Annotated in this window: 13 protein-coding genes; 4 read left to right on the top strand and 9 right to left on the bottom strand. The window is 64.2% G+C overall.

Going from position 1 to position 14,230, the window contains the following annotated elements:
- The first annotated feature begins 2 nt into the window (after positions 1-2).
- Complete coding sequence (locus ABB27_RS10210) at positions 3-794, top strand: OmpA family protein (protein ID WP_244479202.1); 792 nt, start codon at positions 3-5, stop codon at positions 792-794.
- A gap of 36 nt (positions 795-830) precedes the next feature.
- Here ABB27_RS10210 and tssA read toward each other — a convergent pair whose 3' ends face one another.
- Together tssA and ABB27_RS10200 are read right to left on the bottom strand one after the other, a co-directional pair.
- Positions 831-1,895, bottom strand: a complete 1,065-nt coding sequence (gene tssA / locus ABB27_RS10205) for a type VI secretion system protein TssA (RefSeq protein WP_057628598.1) — start codon at positions 1,893-1,895, stop codon at positions 831-833.
- Between the two features lie 609 nt (positions 1,896-2,504).
- Positions 2,505-2,711 (bottom strand): hypothetical protein, encoded by a 207-nt coding sequence (locus tag ABB27_RS10200; RefSeq protein WP_057628597.1) that lies wholly within the window; start codon positions 2,709-2,711, stop codon positions 2,505-2,507.
- 235 nt (positions 2,712-2,946) lie between these two features.
- Between ABB27_RS10200 and ABB27_RS10195 the strand changes: the two genes are divergently transcribed.
- Positions 2,947-3,366, top strand: a complete 420-nt coding sequence (locus ABB27_RS10195; RefSeq protein WP_057628596.1) for a DoxX family protein — start codon at positions 2,947-2,949, stop codon at positions 3,364-3,366.
- Positions 3,367-3,459: 93 nt separating this feature from the next.
- On the opposite strand, the gene hutU is transcribed toward ABB27_RS10195, so the two are convergent.
- The 4 genes from hutU to hutI all read right to left on the bottom strand — a co-directional run bounded on the left by hutU (position 3,460) and on the right by hutI (position 9,347).
- Entirely contained in the window at positions 3,460-5,127 is a 1,668-nt protein-coding gene (gene hutU, locus ABB27_RS10190) for a urocanate hydratase (protein ID WP_057628595.1), read from the bottom strand.
- On the bottom strand, positions 5,124-5,975 hold the full coding sequence (gene hutG / locus ABB27_RS10185; RefSeq protein ID WP_057628594.1) for an N-formylglutamate deformylase: 852 nt from the start codon (positions 5,973-5,975) through the stop codon (positions 5,124-5,126). Before hutG ends, hutU begins: the two co-directional genes overlap by 4 nt.
- 596 nt (positions 5,976-6,571) lie before the next feature.
- On the bottom strand, positions 6,572-8,119 hold the full coding sequence (gene hutH / locus ABB27_RS10180) for a histidine ammonia-lyase (RefSeq protein WP_057628593.1): 1,548 nt from the start codon (positions 8,117-8,119) through the stop codon (positions 6,572-6,574).
- Positions 8,120-8,141: 22 nt separating this feature from the next.
- Positions 8,142-9,347 carry an imidazolonepropionase gene (hutI, locus tag ABB27_RS10175; protein ID WP_057628592.1) on the bottom strand — a complete coding sequence of 402 codons (1,206 nt, stop codon included), beginning with the start codon at positions 9,345-9,347 and terminating at the stop codon, positions 8,142-8,144.
- A 66-nt stretch (positions 9,348-9,413) separates the two neighbouring features.
- Between hutI and ABB27_RS10170 the strand changes: the two genes are divergently transcribed.
- Positions 9,414-10,778, top strand: coding sequence for a formimidoylglutamate deiminase (locus tag ABB27_RS10170; RefSeq protein WP_057628705.1), 1,365 nt, complete (start codon positions 9,414-9,416; stop codon positions 10,776-10,778).
- A 40-nt stretch (positions 10,779-10,818) separates the two neighbouring features.
- On the top strand, positions 10,819-11,547 hold the full coding sequence (hutC, locus tag ABB27_RS10165; protein WP_057628591.1) for a histidine utilization transcriptional repressor HutC: 729 nt from the start codon (positions 10,819-10,821) through the stop codon (positions 11,545-11,547).
- A gap of 75 nt (positions 11,548-11,622) precedes the next feature.
- On the opposite strand, the gene ABB27_RS10160 is transcribed toward hutC, so the two are convergent.
- The 3 genes from ABB27_RS10160 to ABB27_RS10150 form a co-directional block, all read right to left on the bottom strand.
- Entirely contained in the window at positions 11,623-12,621 is a 999-nt protein-coding gene (locus tag ABB27_RS10160) for a restriction endonuclease (RefSeq protein WP_057628704.1), read from the bottom strand.
- Between the two features lie 96 nt (positions 12,622-12,717).
- Positions 12,718-13,536, bottom strand: a complete 819-nt coding sequence (locus tag ABB27_RS10155) for a YggS family pyridoxal phosphate-dependent enzyme (protein ID WP_057628590.1) — start codon at positions 13,534-13,536, stop codon at positions 12,718-12,720.
- A 223-nt stretch (positions 13,537-13,759) separates the two neighbouring features.
- Positions 13,760-14,224 carry a phasin family protein gene (locus ABB27_RS10150; protein ID WP_057628589.1) on the bottom strand — a complete coding sequence of 155 codons (465 nt, stop codon included), beginning with the start codon at positions 14,222-14,224 and terminating at the stop codon, positions 13,760-13,762.
- Between the last annotated feature and the right edge of the window lie 6 nt (positions 14,225-14,230).

Genomic DNA, 14,230 nt, shown 5'->3' with positions numbered 1-14,230 from the left:
CGATGCATTTGTCCAAAGTTACTTATCTCGCCACGCTGTTGTTGGCGGTTGCGCCAGCCTTCGCGCAGACTGCTGCCCCAGCTCCGGCGGCCAACGTACCCGCGGCCGAGCGGCCGGTGGTGATCGAAGGTGTGGTCCCCGATCAGGCCACCAAGGCCAAGCTGCTGGGCAACCTGCGTGCGGTCTACGGTGCCGAACGTGTGGTTGACCGCATCCAGGTGGAGAGCATTGCCACGCCGCCCAACTGGGGCGACTACGTGGCCGGGATGATCAACACCGGTTTGAAGCGCGTGTCGCCCGGCAAGCTGGAGGTCAATGGGCAGTCGGTGCGGGTGACGGGTGAAGTCGCCAATGAGGCTCTGCGCCAGCAGGTAGCCAGCGATCTGAGCCTGGCCAGCAACACCAGCTATACGGTCAGCAATGCGTTGAAGGTTGGTTCGCAGCAGGGTGTGCTCGACCAGACGCTGGCCAACCGCATCATCGAGTTCCAGAGTGGCAGTGCCAAGCTGACGCCATTCGGCATGAGCATCCTCGATGAGATGGTCGCCAAGATGGCGCAGATGCCTGACAGTCGCTTCCTGATCATCGGCCATACCGACAATGTCGGCCAGCGCGAGTCCAACCTCTCCTTGAGCCATGCGCGTGCTGCAGCGGTGAAGAGCTACATGATGGCCAAGGGCATTCCCAGCACGCATATGGATGTGCTTGGCAAGGGGCCGGATGAGCCGGTGGCGGACAACACCAGCAACGACGGTCGCGCCCGCAACCGCCGTATCGAGTTCAAGATCCAGTAACCGCAGTATTCCGTTGCGGCTAGAAAAACGACGGGCTCAAAGCCCGTCGTTGTCCTGTTTCACATCCAGCATTTCTTCCATCTGCTCCAGCGTGGTGTGGTCCTTGATCACGCGCTTGAGCCAGACATGCAGCGGCATTTCGCCCCAGCTGGCAGCCTTCTCGGCCAGATAGGCAACCGGGCTGTGCGGCTCGGTACGGCGGAAGAATTCGGCTACCTGGCGCAGCTGTGCCAGCGCTTCCTTGCGGCTGGTCGGGGCACCTGCAGGGCCGCGAGGCGCTGCGGTGTTGAACGCCGGTTCGGTCACCGCAGCAGCGGCGGTGGAGAAGGTGTCGGCCTGCTCGTCGGCGGTCTCCTCCACTTCGCCATCCAACAACATGCCTGCCTCGCGCGCGAAGCGACGGACAGTGCGCTGCAGATGGTCCAGTTGTTCACGTGCCGAACTGAAGCTGGGACCATCCATGCCGAGGCGGCTATCCACCGCAGCCTGTAGCTCATCCAAGGCCTGGCTGCAGTCGGGCAGGGCGGTGACCAACTGGCGATAGACATCGTGGGAGGTACTGCGGCGTGCGGCTTCAAGCAACTCCAGGCTGGGGCGGCCATCAGCGGGGTCACCGCTGCCTGCATGCGCATGCTCGAAATCGGCCAGGCTGAAGCGGCCCTGGGGTGCGGAGGTGATTGGAATTGCACGCAGCCATTGCGAGGTGTTGGTCAGCAGCCAGCTCAGATTGCCGATCCGCTCCTCGTAATCGCCATCAGGTGCCAGAGGATGCACGTCATCCCAATAGCGCTCGCACAGCCCTGCGGTGACCCGGAAGCCGGCCGCCAGGCCGGGAAAGCCTTCCTGCTGCGTCGCCGCCTCGCACAACCAACCTGCCAACCGCAGGTCCTTGGTGCGGCTCTGCAGCAGCTGGTTGCAGTCGCGTAGCACGCTGCCCCAGTCGGCATATTTGATGTCGGTCTGCCACGCGCCCTGATCCAGGGTCGGGTCGTCGGCACGACGGTTTTCGATGATCCGATCAAACTCGGACGAGAACGACAGGTCTTCACCCGTCGGAGCGTGTCCGGCAATCGGGGCCAGCAGGGCATCCTGATCCAGCATGGCAAATCTCATTGTGGGTTACCGGCCGATTCTAACGCGGGTACGGCTTGAAGAATGTGGAGGCCGGTTACAGGCTGTAACACCGATGGGACTGGCAGATGAGGATCGGCCTTGTTCAGCTGAAGGGCGGGCCTTGCGCGGATAGGGGCTGGCCGCGGCGGTTGCGCGTCATTCGCAGGGTTTGGGACGTTTCCTGTGCTTCTGCGATATGGGCGGCAATGCTTGATAGACGGCGCTCGTAAATTGCGGGCCAGTATCGGCGCGGGCATGGCAATCGAGGTCGCCGTGATCCTGCCATCTACAGGCGGCCGATCGTTCGGATCGTTCGCCTGTGCAAGTAGGCGCAGAAGCGATGCACAGCGCTACTTCCATGCGCATAGCAGTCGGCTTTGTCTGTTCGCTGTTTGATGCGTGGTTTTGCGGGCAGCATCAATCTGTCTGTTGTTGCCGTTCTATAAGCGATGCGGACCGCCGAGAAAGGATATCTCTCCTTGCTCAACGCAGCCGCAAGGTCATGACGTTGCCAATGCGCAATCAACGGTGACTCCACGCATCGGCAAAGCTGATGGCTCGAATTTGCAGCAGCTGTCTGGTTGGACCGTACACCCGCTACCACAGGTACAGATGCGGCAGCTGTGGTGAATTGTTGCGGCGTCTGGGAAGCATCAAGACGCTGCCGATCGCTTGTGCTTGATGGCCTGCAACAAGCTGCAGATGACGTTTGTCTTTGAGCGGACGCTGCGCAGTGCAGTTGTGTTGTGAGGTGCGTGTGAGGTTGGCCAATTCATGCATGGCGATCAGCGATGGCGGCATCATGCGCCTGTGCAGGGCCTCAGATGGAGAGGTTCTGTGCAGATGCACTTAAGGCGCCACGCAGCAATACATAGAAGGACCAGCAAGCGATGCTTTTACGACCAAGGAAATTGAAGCCGACCTTAAACAGCAGATTGTTTTTATTGAGGTGACGGAAGGAGTGGAGGGTGCGCGCAGGGGTGCATTCAAGGACGGTGGCCTTAGGCCGCCACGTGGTACAGCAATTGGGAGCAAAGGCATGTTGGACAAGCTGGTGGAACGAAACCGCGATGGAATGATTCTGTTCGTACGCATCGTGATGATGGTGATGTTCATGTATTCGGGTTTTGGCAAGTTGAACGATTTTCAGGGAACCGTGGGCTACCTGGCTTCCCTGCATGCGCCGGTGCCACAGCTGGCCGCAGCGGTTTCTGTGGCCATGGAGCTTGGCGTGGGCATCGCCCTGATTCTGGGTCTCTGGGTGCGGCCCTTGGCCTTGTTGCTTGCGGTGTTCGTACTGTGTGCCAGTTGCATGGGCCATCCGTTCTGGACAATGCAAGGTGCCGACAGGGCGATGAACCTGCTGCAGTTCCTGAAAAACCTGTCCATCATCAGCGGCCTGCTGTTGCTGGTTGTCACTGGCGGTGGCCGCTATGCGCTCACGAGGAGCCGGTCATGAGCGTCCTGGCCCGCAAGCCTTTGCGCTAGTGCAGGACGCAGAACGGGCAGGCGCGATGCCTGCCCGTTGTGTCTGCAATTGCGGTGATTCCAATCAGCCAGTGATGCCGGGCAGGTCCAGGTTCTTTTCCTTGGCGCAATCGATGGCGATGTCATAGCCGGCATCGGCGTGGCGCATCACACCGGTGCCTGGATCGTTCCACAGCACGCGCGCGATACGCTGGTCTGCCGCCTCGCTGCCGTCGCAGACGATGACCACGCCGGAGTGCTGCGAGTAGCCCATGCCCACGCCGCCGCCATGGTGCAGGCTTACCCAAGTGGCGCCACCGGCGACATTGAGCATGGCGTTGAGCAGCGGCCAATCGGAAACCGCATCGGAGCCGTCCTTCATGGACTCGGTCTCGCGGTTGGGCGAAGCCACGCTGCCGCTGTCCAGATGGTCGCGGCCGATCACCACCGGTGCACTCAGTTCGCCATTGCGAACCATTTCGTTGAAGGCCAGGCCCAGCTTGTGGCGCAGGCCCAGGCCGACCCAGCAGATGCGCGCCGGCAGGCCCTGGAAGGCGATGCGTTCGCGGGCCATGTCCAACCAGCGGTGCAGGTTGGGATCATCGGCGATGATCTCCTTGACCTTGGCGTCGGTCTTGTAGATGTCTTCCGGGTCGCCGCTCAGCGCTACCCAACGGAACGGGCCGATGCCACGGCAGAACAGCGGGCGGACATAAGCGGGCACGAAGCCGGGGAAATCGAAGGCGTTTTTCAGGCCCTCGTCGAAGGCCATCTGACGGATGTTGTTGCCATAGTCCACGGTCGGGATGCCGGCGGCGTGGAAGGCAAGCATGGCCTCCACATGCACGCGCATGGCCGCCTTGGCGGCATCGCGGACCTTTTCCGGATTGGCCTGTTGCTCGGCCAGCCACTGCTCCACGCTCCAGCCGATCGGCAGATAGCCATGCACCGGATCGTGAGCGCTGGTCTGGTCGGTGACGCAGTCCGGTCGCACGCCGCGGCGTACCAGCTCCGGCAGAATTTCGGCGGCGTTGCCGAGCAGGGCAATCGACTTGGCTTCACCGCTGGCTGTGTACTTGGCGATGCGTGCCAGCGCATCGTCGATGTCGCTGGCCTGCTCGTCGACGTAGCGGGTACGCAGGCGGAAGTCGATGCTGCTCTGGCGGCATTCGATGGTCAGGCTGCTGGCGCCCGCCAATGACGCGGCCAATGGCTGGGCGCCGCCCATGCCGCCCAGGCCGGCAGTGAGGATCCATTTGCCGGTGAGGCTGCCACCGAAGTGCTGGCGGCCCATCTCGACGAAGGTTTCGTAGGTGCCCTGGACGATGCCCTGGCTGCCGATGTAGATCCAGCTGCCGGCGGTCATCTGCCCGTACATCATCAAGCCCTTCTTATCGAGCTCGTTGAAGTGCTCCCAGTTGGCCCAGTGCGGCACCAGGTTGGAGTTGGCGATCAGCACGCGCGGCGCATCCGGATGGGTGGGGAACACGCCGACCGGTTTGCCTGATTGCACCAGCAAGGTCTGGTTGTCGTCCAGGCGCTTGAGCGTTTCCAGGATCTTGTCGTAGCTTTCCCAGTCGCGCGCGGCACGGCCGATGCCGCCGTAGACGACCAGCGACGTCGGGTCTTCGGCGACCTCGGCATCAAGGTTGTTCTGCAGCATGCGGAACGGCGCTTCGGTCTGCCAGGACTTGCAGTTGAGCGTATTGCCGCGCGGTGCGCGCGGATTGCGGGTGGGGTCGTGACGGGTCATGCATTTCTCCGGGTAGCAAATTCCAGGCAGGCGCCAAGCACTTGTTGCAAGGTGTTGCGGACGGGGGCGGCGTGTTCGGGGTCGTAGGGCGTGGGCCAGCTGTGCTCGTTCACGTCCGCCGGTGCGGGTTCGTGCATATAGCCGCGGCAGCCCAGCTCCATCTGCAGCGTGTGCACACCATTGGCGGTGTTGCTGTAGTGGCGGGTGATCCAGCCGCCCTTGAAGCGGCCGTTGCGGACATGGCTCATGCCGCTCATCGCACACAGGTTCTCGACCACGTCGGTGAGTGCGTTGTCGCAGGAGGTATCCGGCGCACCGCTGGGGCCGGCACTGCCGATATTGAACTGCGGCAGTTCACCGTCGAAAAGATGCGGGATCAAGGAGCGGATCGAATGCGCGTCGTAGACCACCACGGTTTCGTGCTGCGCGCGCAGGCGTTGGATTTCGTTGTCCAGCGCGGCGTGGTAGGGATCGAACCAGGTCCGGCGCCGGTACTGGATTTCAGCGTCATCGGGTTCAAGGCCGGCACGATAGAGCGGCTGGTTGTCGAAGGTCGTCAACGGGCACAGACCGGTGGTGTTCTGGCCGGGGTAGAGCGTGGCGCCGGAGGGATCGCGGTTGACGTCGATCAGCGAGCGCGAGATTGCAGTGCGTACCGTGGTGGCGCCCAGCGCCTTGGCGAAGGCGTAGAGCTCGTGCACCCACCAATCGGCGTCGCGGCGTGCCAGCCAGGGTGAGACGAAGTGGTCTACGCGCGAGGCTGGTAAATCGGTGCCGGTATGCGGAAAGCTGACGATCAGTGGAGCGTGACCGTGGTGGATCTGCAGCCAGTCAGGGGAGTTCGTCATAGGGATTCCTGGGGCATGGCGGGGTTTTGTCTTTTTCTGCTCTCACAGATTGCAGTGCGGCGTGCTGTCTCCTCTCCCGCAAGCGGGAGAGGATGCCCGCAGGGCAGGTGAGGGCGATCTTCGCGATGAAGCTGAAAAGCCCCCCTCATCCGTCGCTGCGCGCCACCTTCTCCCGCAGGCAGGAGAAGGGACAGGTTCGCGGCTTGCTGGCGGCTGTGCGTGGTCTGACAGATTGCAGCGCTGCCCGCCGTCGCCTCTCCCGCAAGCGGGAGAGGATGCCCGCAGGGCAGGTGAGGGCGCTTTCCGCGATGAAGCTGAAAAGCTCCCCTCATCCGTCGCTGCGCGCCATCTTCTCCCGCAGGCGGGAGAAGGGAATGCATCGCGGCTTGCTGTCGGATTCGCGTGGTCTGGCAGATTGCAGCGCTGCGGGCTGTCTCCTCTCCCGCAAGCGGGAGAGGATGCCCGGAGGGCAGGTGAGGGCGCTCTTCGCGATGAAGCTGAAAATCTCCCCTCATCCGTCGCTGCGCGCCACCTTCTCCCGCAGGCGCGAGAGGGGACAACACAGCTGCTTTCGGCCCGCGCTGCATATGCTTCCATCAGGCCTTGGCGCTTGCTTCTACGCCAGGCAGCTGCACGTCCAAACCAGCCGTCAACGCACCAGCACGCACCAATGCAGTGGCAGCAACCATGTCCGGATGGAAGTAACGGTCGTCCTGCAGCGTCGGTACTTGCGCACGTAGCGTGGAGCGCACGTGTTCCAGTGCCGAACTCGAACGCAGCGGTGCATGGAAATCACAGCCTTGGCCCGCAGCAAGCAGTTCGATACCGATCACATTGGCAGCGTTCTCAGCCATCGCAATCAAACGACGTGCGCCATGCGCGGCCATCGATACATGGTCTTCCTGATTGGCCGAGGTCGGGATCGAATCCACGCTCGCCGGGTAGGCGCGCTGCTTGTTCTCGGAGACCAAGGCTGCAGCGGTGACCTGCGGAATCATGAAGCCCGAGTTCAAGCCCGGCTTCGGGGTCAGGAAGGCGGGCAGGCCGGACAATGCCGGGTCCACCAGCATTGCCGTGCGGCGCTCGCTGATCGAGCCGATCTCGCAGATCGCCATCGCCAGCATGTCCGCTGCAAATGCCACCGGTTCGGCATGGAAGTTGCCGCCGCTCAGGGCTTCGCCGGTATCGGTGAACACCAGCGGGTTGTCGGACACACCATTGGCTTCGATCTCCAGCGTGCTCGCGGCCTGGCGCATGATGTCCAGTGCCGCGCCCATCACCTGTGGCTGGCAGCGCAGGCAATAAGGGTCCTGCACGCGGACGTCGTTGTCGCGATGCGATTCGCGGATTGCCGAGCCCTGCATCAGCTCGCGCAGGACGGCGGCGGTGGCGATCTGCCCACGCTGGCCACGGATGCTGTGGATGCGCGGGTCAAACGGCGTATCCGAGCCCTTGGCGGCCTCCACCGACAGCGCGCCGGTTACCAGCGCCGCCTGGAACACCACTTCAATCTCGAACAGCCCTGCCAAGGCATAGGCGGTGGAATACTGGGTGCCGTTGAGCAGGGCCAGGCCTTCCTTCGCGCCCAGTACCAGTGGCTGCAGGCCGACCTGCGCGAAGGCCGCTTCGGCTGACATGCGTACACCGCCGACAAAGGCTTCACCAACCCCGATCATCACGCTGGCCAGATGCGACAGCGGTGCCAGGTCGCCGGAAGCACCGACCGAACCCTGGCACGGCACCACCGGCACCACATCCTTCTGCAGCATGGCTTCCAGCAAGGCCAGGGTCTGCGGGCGTATGCCCGACGCGCCCTGGGCCAGGCTGGTCAGTTTCAGCGCCATCATCAGTCGCACCACATTGGCCGGCATCGGCTCGCCAACGCCGGCCGCATGCGACAGCACGATATTGCGCTGCAGGGTCTGCAGGTCCTCGCGTTCGATGCGGACGCTGGCCAGTTTGCCGAAGCCGGTATTGATGCCATAGACCGGCTCGCCCTTGGCGACAATGGCATCCACCACCTGTGCGCTGCGCAGAACGGCGGCCTGTGCGGATTCATCCAGACGCACATCGGCGCCGCGATAGATCTGCCGCCATTGCGCCAACGGTACGTGGCCGGGGAGGAGGGTCAGGGTAGTGCTCATGCGTGCTCCAGCAGTGCGTTGTTCAGATGGTTTGCCCGCGCCAGACGCGGGCATGCAGAGGGTTGAAGCCGATGCGGTAAACCAGATCGGCCGGGGCGTCGATGTCCCAGATGGCGAGGTCGCAATCCATGCCGGCAGCGAGCTTGCCGAGGCGCTCGGCGCGGCCCAGCGCGCGCGCCGCTTCGCGGGTGAAGCCGGCGATGCATTCGCTTACCGTCATGCGGAACAAGGTGGCGCCCATGTTCATTGCCAGCAGCGGGCTGGTCAGTGGCGAGGTGCCGGGGTTGCTGTCGGTGGCCAGGGCCATCGGTACGCCTGCGTCGCGCAGCGCCTGGATAGGTGGCAATACGGTCTCGCGGGTGTAGAAATAGGCGCCGGGCAGCAGGACGGCGACGGTGCCCGACGCGCGCATGGCGTCGATGCCGGCCTGGTCCAGGTGTTCGATATGGTCGGCGGACAGCGCACCATGCTTTGCTGCCAGTTCCGCACCATGCTGGTTGGACAGCTGCTCGGCGTGGATCTTGATGGCCAGGCCGTGTTGTTTGGCGGCTTCGAAAACCTGCTGCGCCTGCGCCGGGGAGAAGGCGATGTTCTCGCAGAAGATGTCGACCGCCTCGGCAAGCCCTTCGGCTGCGATCGCCGGGATCATCACCGCGCAGACTTCATTGATGTAGGCCTGCGCTTCGTGGCCTGGCGGTACTGCATGCGCACCGAGGAAGGTGGGCACCACCTCGACCTTGCGCAGCACGCCCAGCTCGCGCGCCACGCGCAGCTGCTTGCGTTCATCGGCCAAGGCCAGGCCGTAGCCGGATTTGATCTCGATGGTGGTCACGCCCTCGGCCAGCATTGCATCCAGCCGCGGCAGGCTGGCGCGGATCAACGCGGCATCGTCGGCCTGGCGGGTGGCGCTGACGGTGGCGACGATACCGCCGCCGGCCTTGGCTATCTGCGCGTAGCTCACGCCCTGCAGGCGCTGCTCGAACTCGCCTGCGCGATTGCCGGCGTAGACCAGGTGCGTATGGCAGTCGATCAGGCCGGGGCTGATCCAGCGGCCATTGCAGTCGATGCGGGTATCGGCTTCAAATGCGGGTGCAGTCGTTGCCGGTCCGGCATACAGGATGCGGCCGTCGCGGGCGGCGATGACGCCATCCACGATTGTTCCCAGTCCGCCCGAGGCGTCATCCAGGGTCATCAGGTTGGCGTTGTGCCAGAGCGTATCGCAGCGCATTGCCCCTCTCCGTGCTTATTTGTATATACAATAACGGCGACCATCGGAGAGTGTCCAGTGACAACGATCAAGCCGACCGCATCTGTCCGTTTCCATGCCGCCCAGGCCTTGCTGCCGCAGGGCTGGGCGCAGGATGTGCGCATTGATAGCGTCGCCGGCCGCATCACCGCGGTGGCCGTCGGTGAAGCCTGGGACGGCCAGGCGCAGCGCCTGGACGTGGTGGTGCCGGGGCTGGGCAATCTGCACAGTCACGCCTTCCAGCGGGCGATGGCCGCGCTTACCGAGGTGGGTGGGCGTTCGGGCGACAGCTTCTGGAGCTGGCGTGAGCTGATGTACCGGTTCCTGGACCGGCTGGATCCGGACACGTTCCAGGCCATCGCCGCGCAGGCCTATATGGAAATGCTGGAAAGCGGTTTCACCCGCGTCGGCGAGTTCCACTACCTGCATCACGCCGAAGATGGCCGCCGTTACGCCGATCATGCCGAGATGGCCGTGCGGGTTGCGGCAGCAGCCGACGAAACCGGCTTGGGCCTGACCTTGCTGCCGGTGTTCTACGCGCATAGCGATTTCGGCGGCGCCGCGGCCACGCCTGCACAACGCCGTTTTCTGCACGATATCGACGATTTTGCCGCGCTGCTGGACGGTTGCACGCGGGCGCTGGCAGGTACGGCCGATGCCGTGCTGGGCTTGGCACCGCATAGCCTGCGCGCCTGTACCCCACAGCAATTGCAGGCGTTGGAGGCGATGGCCCCGGGGCCGATCCATATCCATATCGCCGAGCAGACCCGCGAAGTGGATGCCTGCCTGGCATGGAGCGGGCAGCGCCCGGTGGAATGGTTGTATGCCAATGCCAGCGTCGATCAGCGCTGGTGCCTGGTGCATGCCACCCATCTCACCGATGGCGAGGTTCAGCAGATAGCCGATAGCGGCGCGGTGGTGGGTCTGTGCCCGATCACCGAGGCCAATCTGGGCGATGGGCTGTTCCCGATGCGCGATTTCGTGCGCGCGGGTGGCCGTTTCGGGGTTGGTTCCGATTCCAATGTACTGATCGATGCGGCCGAGGAGCTGCGTTTGCTCGAATACGGCCAGCGCCTGCAGCTGCGTGGACGCAATGTGTTGTCGCCGGGCGAGTTGTCCAGCGGCCGCTGGCTGTTCCAGCAGGCCGCCGAAGGTGGCGCGCAGGCGTTGGGCGTGCCAGCGGGATTGGCTGTCGGCGCCTGCGCCGATCTGCTGGAGCTGGACCGTGAGCACCCGGCGCTGCTGGGCCGCATGGGCGATACCCTGCTTGACAGCTGGCTGTTCGCCGCACGTAATGGCGCCCTGCGCAGCGTCTGGCGTAACGGACGGGCCGTGGTCCGCGACGGTCGCCACGTGAACCGCGATGCGATCACCACCCGCTACCGTGCCGCATTGGCGCGGATACTGGCGTAAGGTTCGCATCGGCGCGCGCCGTCTCTTTCAGGAAACCCGAGTGAAGGGCAAAAAAGCTCCCACCCTCAATCACCGCATCCGCAGTGACATAGAAAGCCGCATCCTCAGTGGCGAATGGGAGCCCGGCTTCCGTATCCCGTTCGAACACGAGCTGATGGAGCAGTACGGCTGCTCGCGGATGACGGTCAACAAGGTGCTTACCGCGCTGGCTGAGAGCGGCATGATCGAGCGCCGCCGTCGTGCCGGTTCGTTCGTGGCGCGGCAGCCACCGCATCTGGAGCAGGTGGCACTGGAAATCCCGGATATCGAAGTGGCGGTTACCGACCGCGGCCACGAGTACGGTTTTCAGTTGCTGGAGCGCGCGCACCGCAAGGCCAGGGAAACCGTCGCCGAAGAAACGCAGCTGGTAGGGGAGGGCAAATTGCTGGCGATGCGCTGCCTGCATCTTGCCGACGGCAAGCCCTTGGCGCTGGAGCGCCGGCTGATCAATCCCGAGGCGGTGCCGGAAACCTTGAAGGTGGATTTTTCCATCCACGCGCCCGGCAGCTGGTTGCTGCAGAACGTGTCATGGACGCGCGGCCAGCACCGCATCAGCGCCGTCGCGGCCGATGCCGACGAAGCCGCATTGCTGAAAGTGCCGGTGGGCACCGCCTGCCTGGTGATCGACCGCCAGACCTGGCGTGGTGAACTGCCCATCACCTGGGTGCGGCAGATGTTTCTGGGTGACGCCTACGACCTGATCGCGCGCTTCGCGCCAGGCTCTCGCTGACAGTCAGTTGTTGAAACGGATCCGCTAAGCCGGGTGCTTGGCCACGCCTGCGGCGCAGCCAAGCCGAAGCCGGCTTCAGATGGTGCTGCACTGGCGCCAGCGCACCGGCTCATTGACGCCCGGGCGGGGATTGAGCTGCACGCGGGTGGTACGCAGGGCCGGGTAACGTTCGAGCTGCTTGCAGATCAAGGGCCATACCTGCGCATCCTCGCCACTGCGTTCCACCGACAAGGTGGAGCGGGTCAGCCAGATGCCGCTGACCACACCAGCGGTGCTGGCCAGTGCCTTGGACACGGATTGCTGGTAACGCAGCAATGTAGCCGGGTCCGGGTCCTGGATCAGGTCGGAAGGATTGGCCGCTGCCGCTGGCGCGGCGTCTTTGTCGACTTCGGCAGCTGCTTGTGGTTGGGGGCTTGCCGGAGCGGCGACGGGGTGCGCCGCCGGTGCCGCCACGATGGGTTCGGCTGCTGGCGTATCGCTGCGCAGGGTCATGTAACCCATGCCAACCAGCAGACCAAAGGTGACTGCAGCCAGCCCGGCAATACCGGTGTGGCGGACGGCCTCGCGGCGCGCGATGCCGGTGACCGTGTCGCGCACGTCGGCCGGCATATAGGGTTTGAGCAGCTGCCAAAGCTGGCGGGCGTCGATGACTTCGATGGACTGCTTCTCGGCCTCGGCCAGGCCATCGCGCTCGACGTGACCCTCGGTGATCAACAGGCCGCCGACCGCACCGGTGAGGCTGATCGCCGATGCCAGCTCGTGGATCGCGCCGGCGTCAAAGCGGTATGCGCGCCCGTGCTTGCAGGACACCAGCCAACGCTTGCCATCACGCTGCAACAGGAAATCGCTGCTGGTGCCGCGGTCGTTGTCTTCTTCATCGGTCAGCGCATGCAGGCCGCGCTGCTCGGCCATGGCCTGGTGCACGATCCGGGAAAACTCCCGCCAGCGCATGCCGGCCAGCGCGGCCAGGCCGTGCTGGCGTTCGGTGCTGCGACGGGCGACCAACCACAGGTAAGCCGAAGCCAGGCCCCACAAGAGCAATGCAAGTACCAGGGCCAGAATCCACGAGAACATCGACATACCTGGGAAGCTTATGGAAGGGCCTCAGTCTATCTTCCCTGATGACCGTAAGGACCGGATGACGTCGCCTTTTTGAGCGTTGCGGACGAATTATTCCGTCCGTTCATTGCTTGGCCAGTAATGGCTGTCCGGTACCGTGCGTGCACCGAAAATGGCCTGGCCGACGCGGACCACGCTTGCGCCTTCCTCGATGGCGATCTCGAAGTCCCCCGACATGCCCATCGACAGCTCGTCCAGGCCGATGTTGGCCGGTGCCTGCTGGCGCAGCTGATCGCGCAGTTCGCGCAGGCGGACAAAGCAGGCCCGCACCTGCTCGGGCTGGGCCGAAAACAGCGCCAGGGTCATCAGCCCGCGCACCCGCAGCGCGCCAGAGCGCGGCAGCGCCTGCAGGAAACCGGCAACCTCGTCCGGGGCCAGGCCATACTTGCTGGCTTCGTTGGAGGTGTTGACCTGCACGAACACATCCAGCGAGCGGCCTTCGGACTGCAGGCGGCGCTCCAGCGTCTGTGCCAGGCGCAGGCTGTCCAGTGCCTGGAACTCGCTTGCGAAGCGCGCTACCAGTTTGGCCTTGTTGGTCTGCAGGTGGCCGATGACCGACCATTGCAGGTCACCCAGGTCCTGCATCGCCTGCCATTTATGGTGGGCTTCCTGCACCTTGTTCTCACCCAGCAAGCGGCAGCCGGCCTGATAGGCCAGGCGGATATGTGCCTCGTCGATGGTCTTGCTGACCGGCAGCAGGCGCACGCTGGTGGGGTCGCGGCCAACCCGCTGGCAGGCGGCATTGATGCGCTCGTGGACCAGGGCCAGGTTGTGGCGGAAATCGTCGACGGTCTCGGCGCGCGGGTATTGGCCATGCAGGGCGTGACGGGTCTGGGTACCGGAATCGGGTTCCGGGAGAGGGGTTTGCATGCATGCCTCCAGCGCTGGCAACCGCCGCCCGATATCACGGGGGCGACATGGTGAAAGCTGGATTATCGCTTGCTGGCAGGCGCGAAACCCGCCGATGCAGCCGTTCGGTCAAATCGCAGGCATGAAAAACCCGCCATCCGGTGCCGTGAGGGGAGGGAGACTTACGGCGCGGTACTGCTGGCGGGTGAAAGGATTCTCACGCAACCAATGCTGCTTTGCAACATTACTGATCTTCAGCTTGCTGCTCGCCGTGCGCGGCGCGGCTTTCGGCGCGGGTGAGGCGGCGATTGAGAGCGTCCAGGCGGTCGTTCAGGGCCTCGATATCAGAGCGGGAGGGCACATCCAGGCGCCGCAGCACGCTGTGAACCCGGTCTTCAAATGACTTTTCGACCCGGTCCCAGGTGCCAGCGGCGCGGTCGCGGGCCTGGCCCAGGGTGTTTTCCACGGTGTCGCGCAGGCTTTCGCCCTTGCTGGACTGCTCGCGTGAGCGGGCCTCCATGGTCTGGCCTTCCTTGACCAGTGTATCGAACAGCTTGCTGCCCTCGGCCTGCGCACGCGACAGCGCGCCCAAGCCGGCCAGCCAGACCTGCTGGGCCGACTCGGTCATCTTCTTGCCCAGCCGTTCGGCCTGGCCCTGGATGCCTGCGGTGTCGTCCTCGTCGTCGGGGCGTTGCTCATATGTGGTCATGACGAT

Source organism: Stenotrophomonas terrae, from assembly GCF_001431465.1.
Taxonomy (GTDB): Bacteria; Pseudomonadota; Gammaproteobacteria; order Xanthomonadales; family Xanthomonadaceae; genus Stenotrophomonas; species Stenotrophomonas terrae.
The sequence above is the reverse complement of the archived record's forward strand: the minus strand, read 5'-3'. Positions and strand labels throughout refer to the sequence as shown.

Excerpts from the sequence above, each read along its gene's own strand:
- ABB27_RS10160 (WP_057628704.1), bottom strand. The coding sequence starts at position 12,621 with ATGTTCTCGTGGATTCTGGCCCTGGTACTTGCATTGCTCTTGTGGGGC.
- hutG (WP_057628594.1), bottom strand. The coding sequence starts at position 5,975 with ATGACGAACTCCCCTGACTGGCTGCAGATCCACCACGGTCACGCTCCA.
- hutH (WP_057628593.1), bottom strand. The coding sequence starts at position 8,119 with ATGAGCACTACCCTGACCCTCCTCCCCGGCCACGTACCGTTGGCGCAA.
- ABB27_RS10200 (WP_057628597.1), bottom strand. The coding sequence starts at position 2,711 with ATGATGCCGCCATCGCTGATCGCCATGCATGAATTGGCCAACCTCACA.
- ABB27_RS10210 (WP_244479202.1), top strand. The coding sequence starts at position 3 with ATGCATTTGTCCAAAGTTACTTATCTCGCCACGCTGTTGTTGGCGGTT.
- ABB27_RS10150 (WP_057628589.1), bottom strand. The coding sequence starts at position 14,224 with ATGACCACATATGAGCAACGCCCCGACGACGAGGACGACACCGCAGGC.
- tssA (WP_057628598.1), bottom strand. The coding sequence starts at position 1,895 with ATGCTGGATCAGGATGCCCTGCTGGCCCCGATTGCCGGACACGCTCCG.
- ABB27_RS10195 (WP_057628596.1), top strand. The coding sequence starts at position 2,947 with ATGTTGGACAAGCTGGTGGAACGAAACCGCGATGGAATGATTCTGTTC.
- ABB27_RS10155 (WP_057628590.1), bottom strand. The coding sequence starts at position 13,536 with ATGCAAACCCCTCTCCCGGAACCCGATTCCGGTACCCAGACCCGTCAC.
- hutU (WP_057628595.1), bottom strand. The coding sequence starts at position 5,127 with ATGACCCGTCACGACCCCACCCGCAATCCGCGCGCACCGCGCGGCAAT.
- hutI (WP_057628592.1), bottom strand. The coding sequence starts at position 9,347 with ATGCGCTGCGATACGCTCTGGCACAACGCCAACCTGATGACCCTGGAT.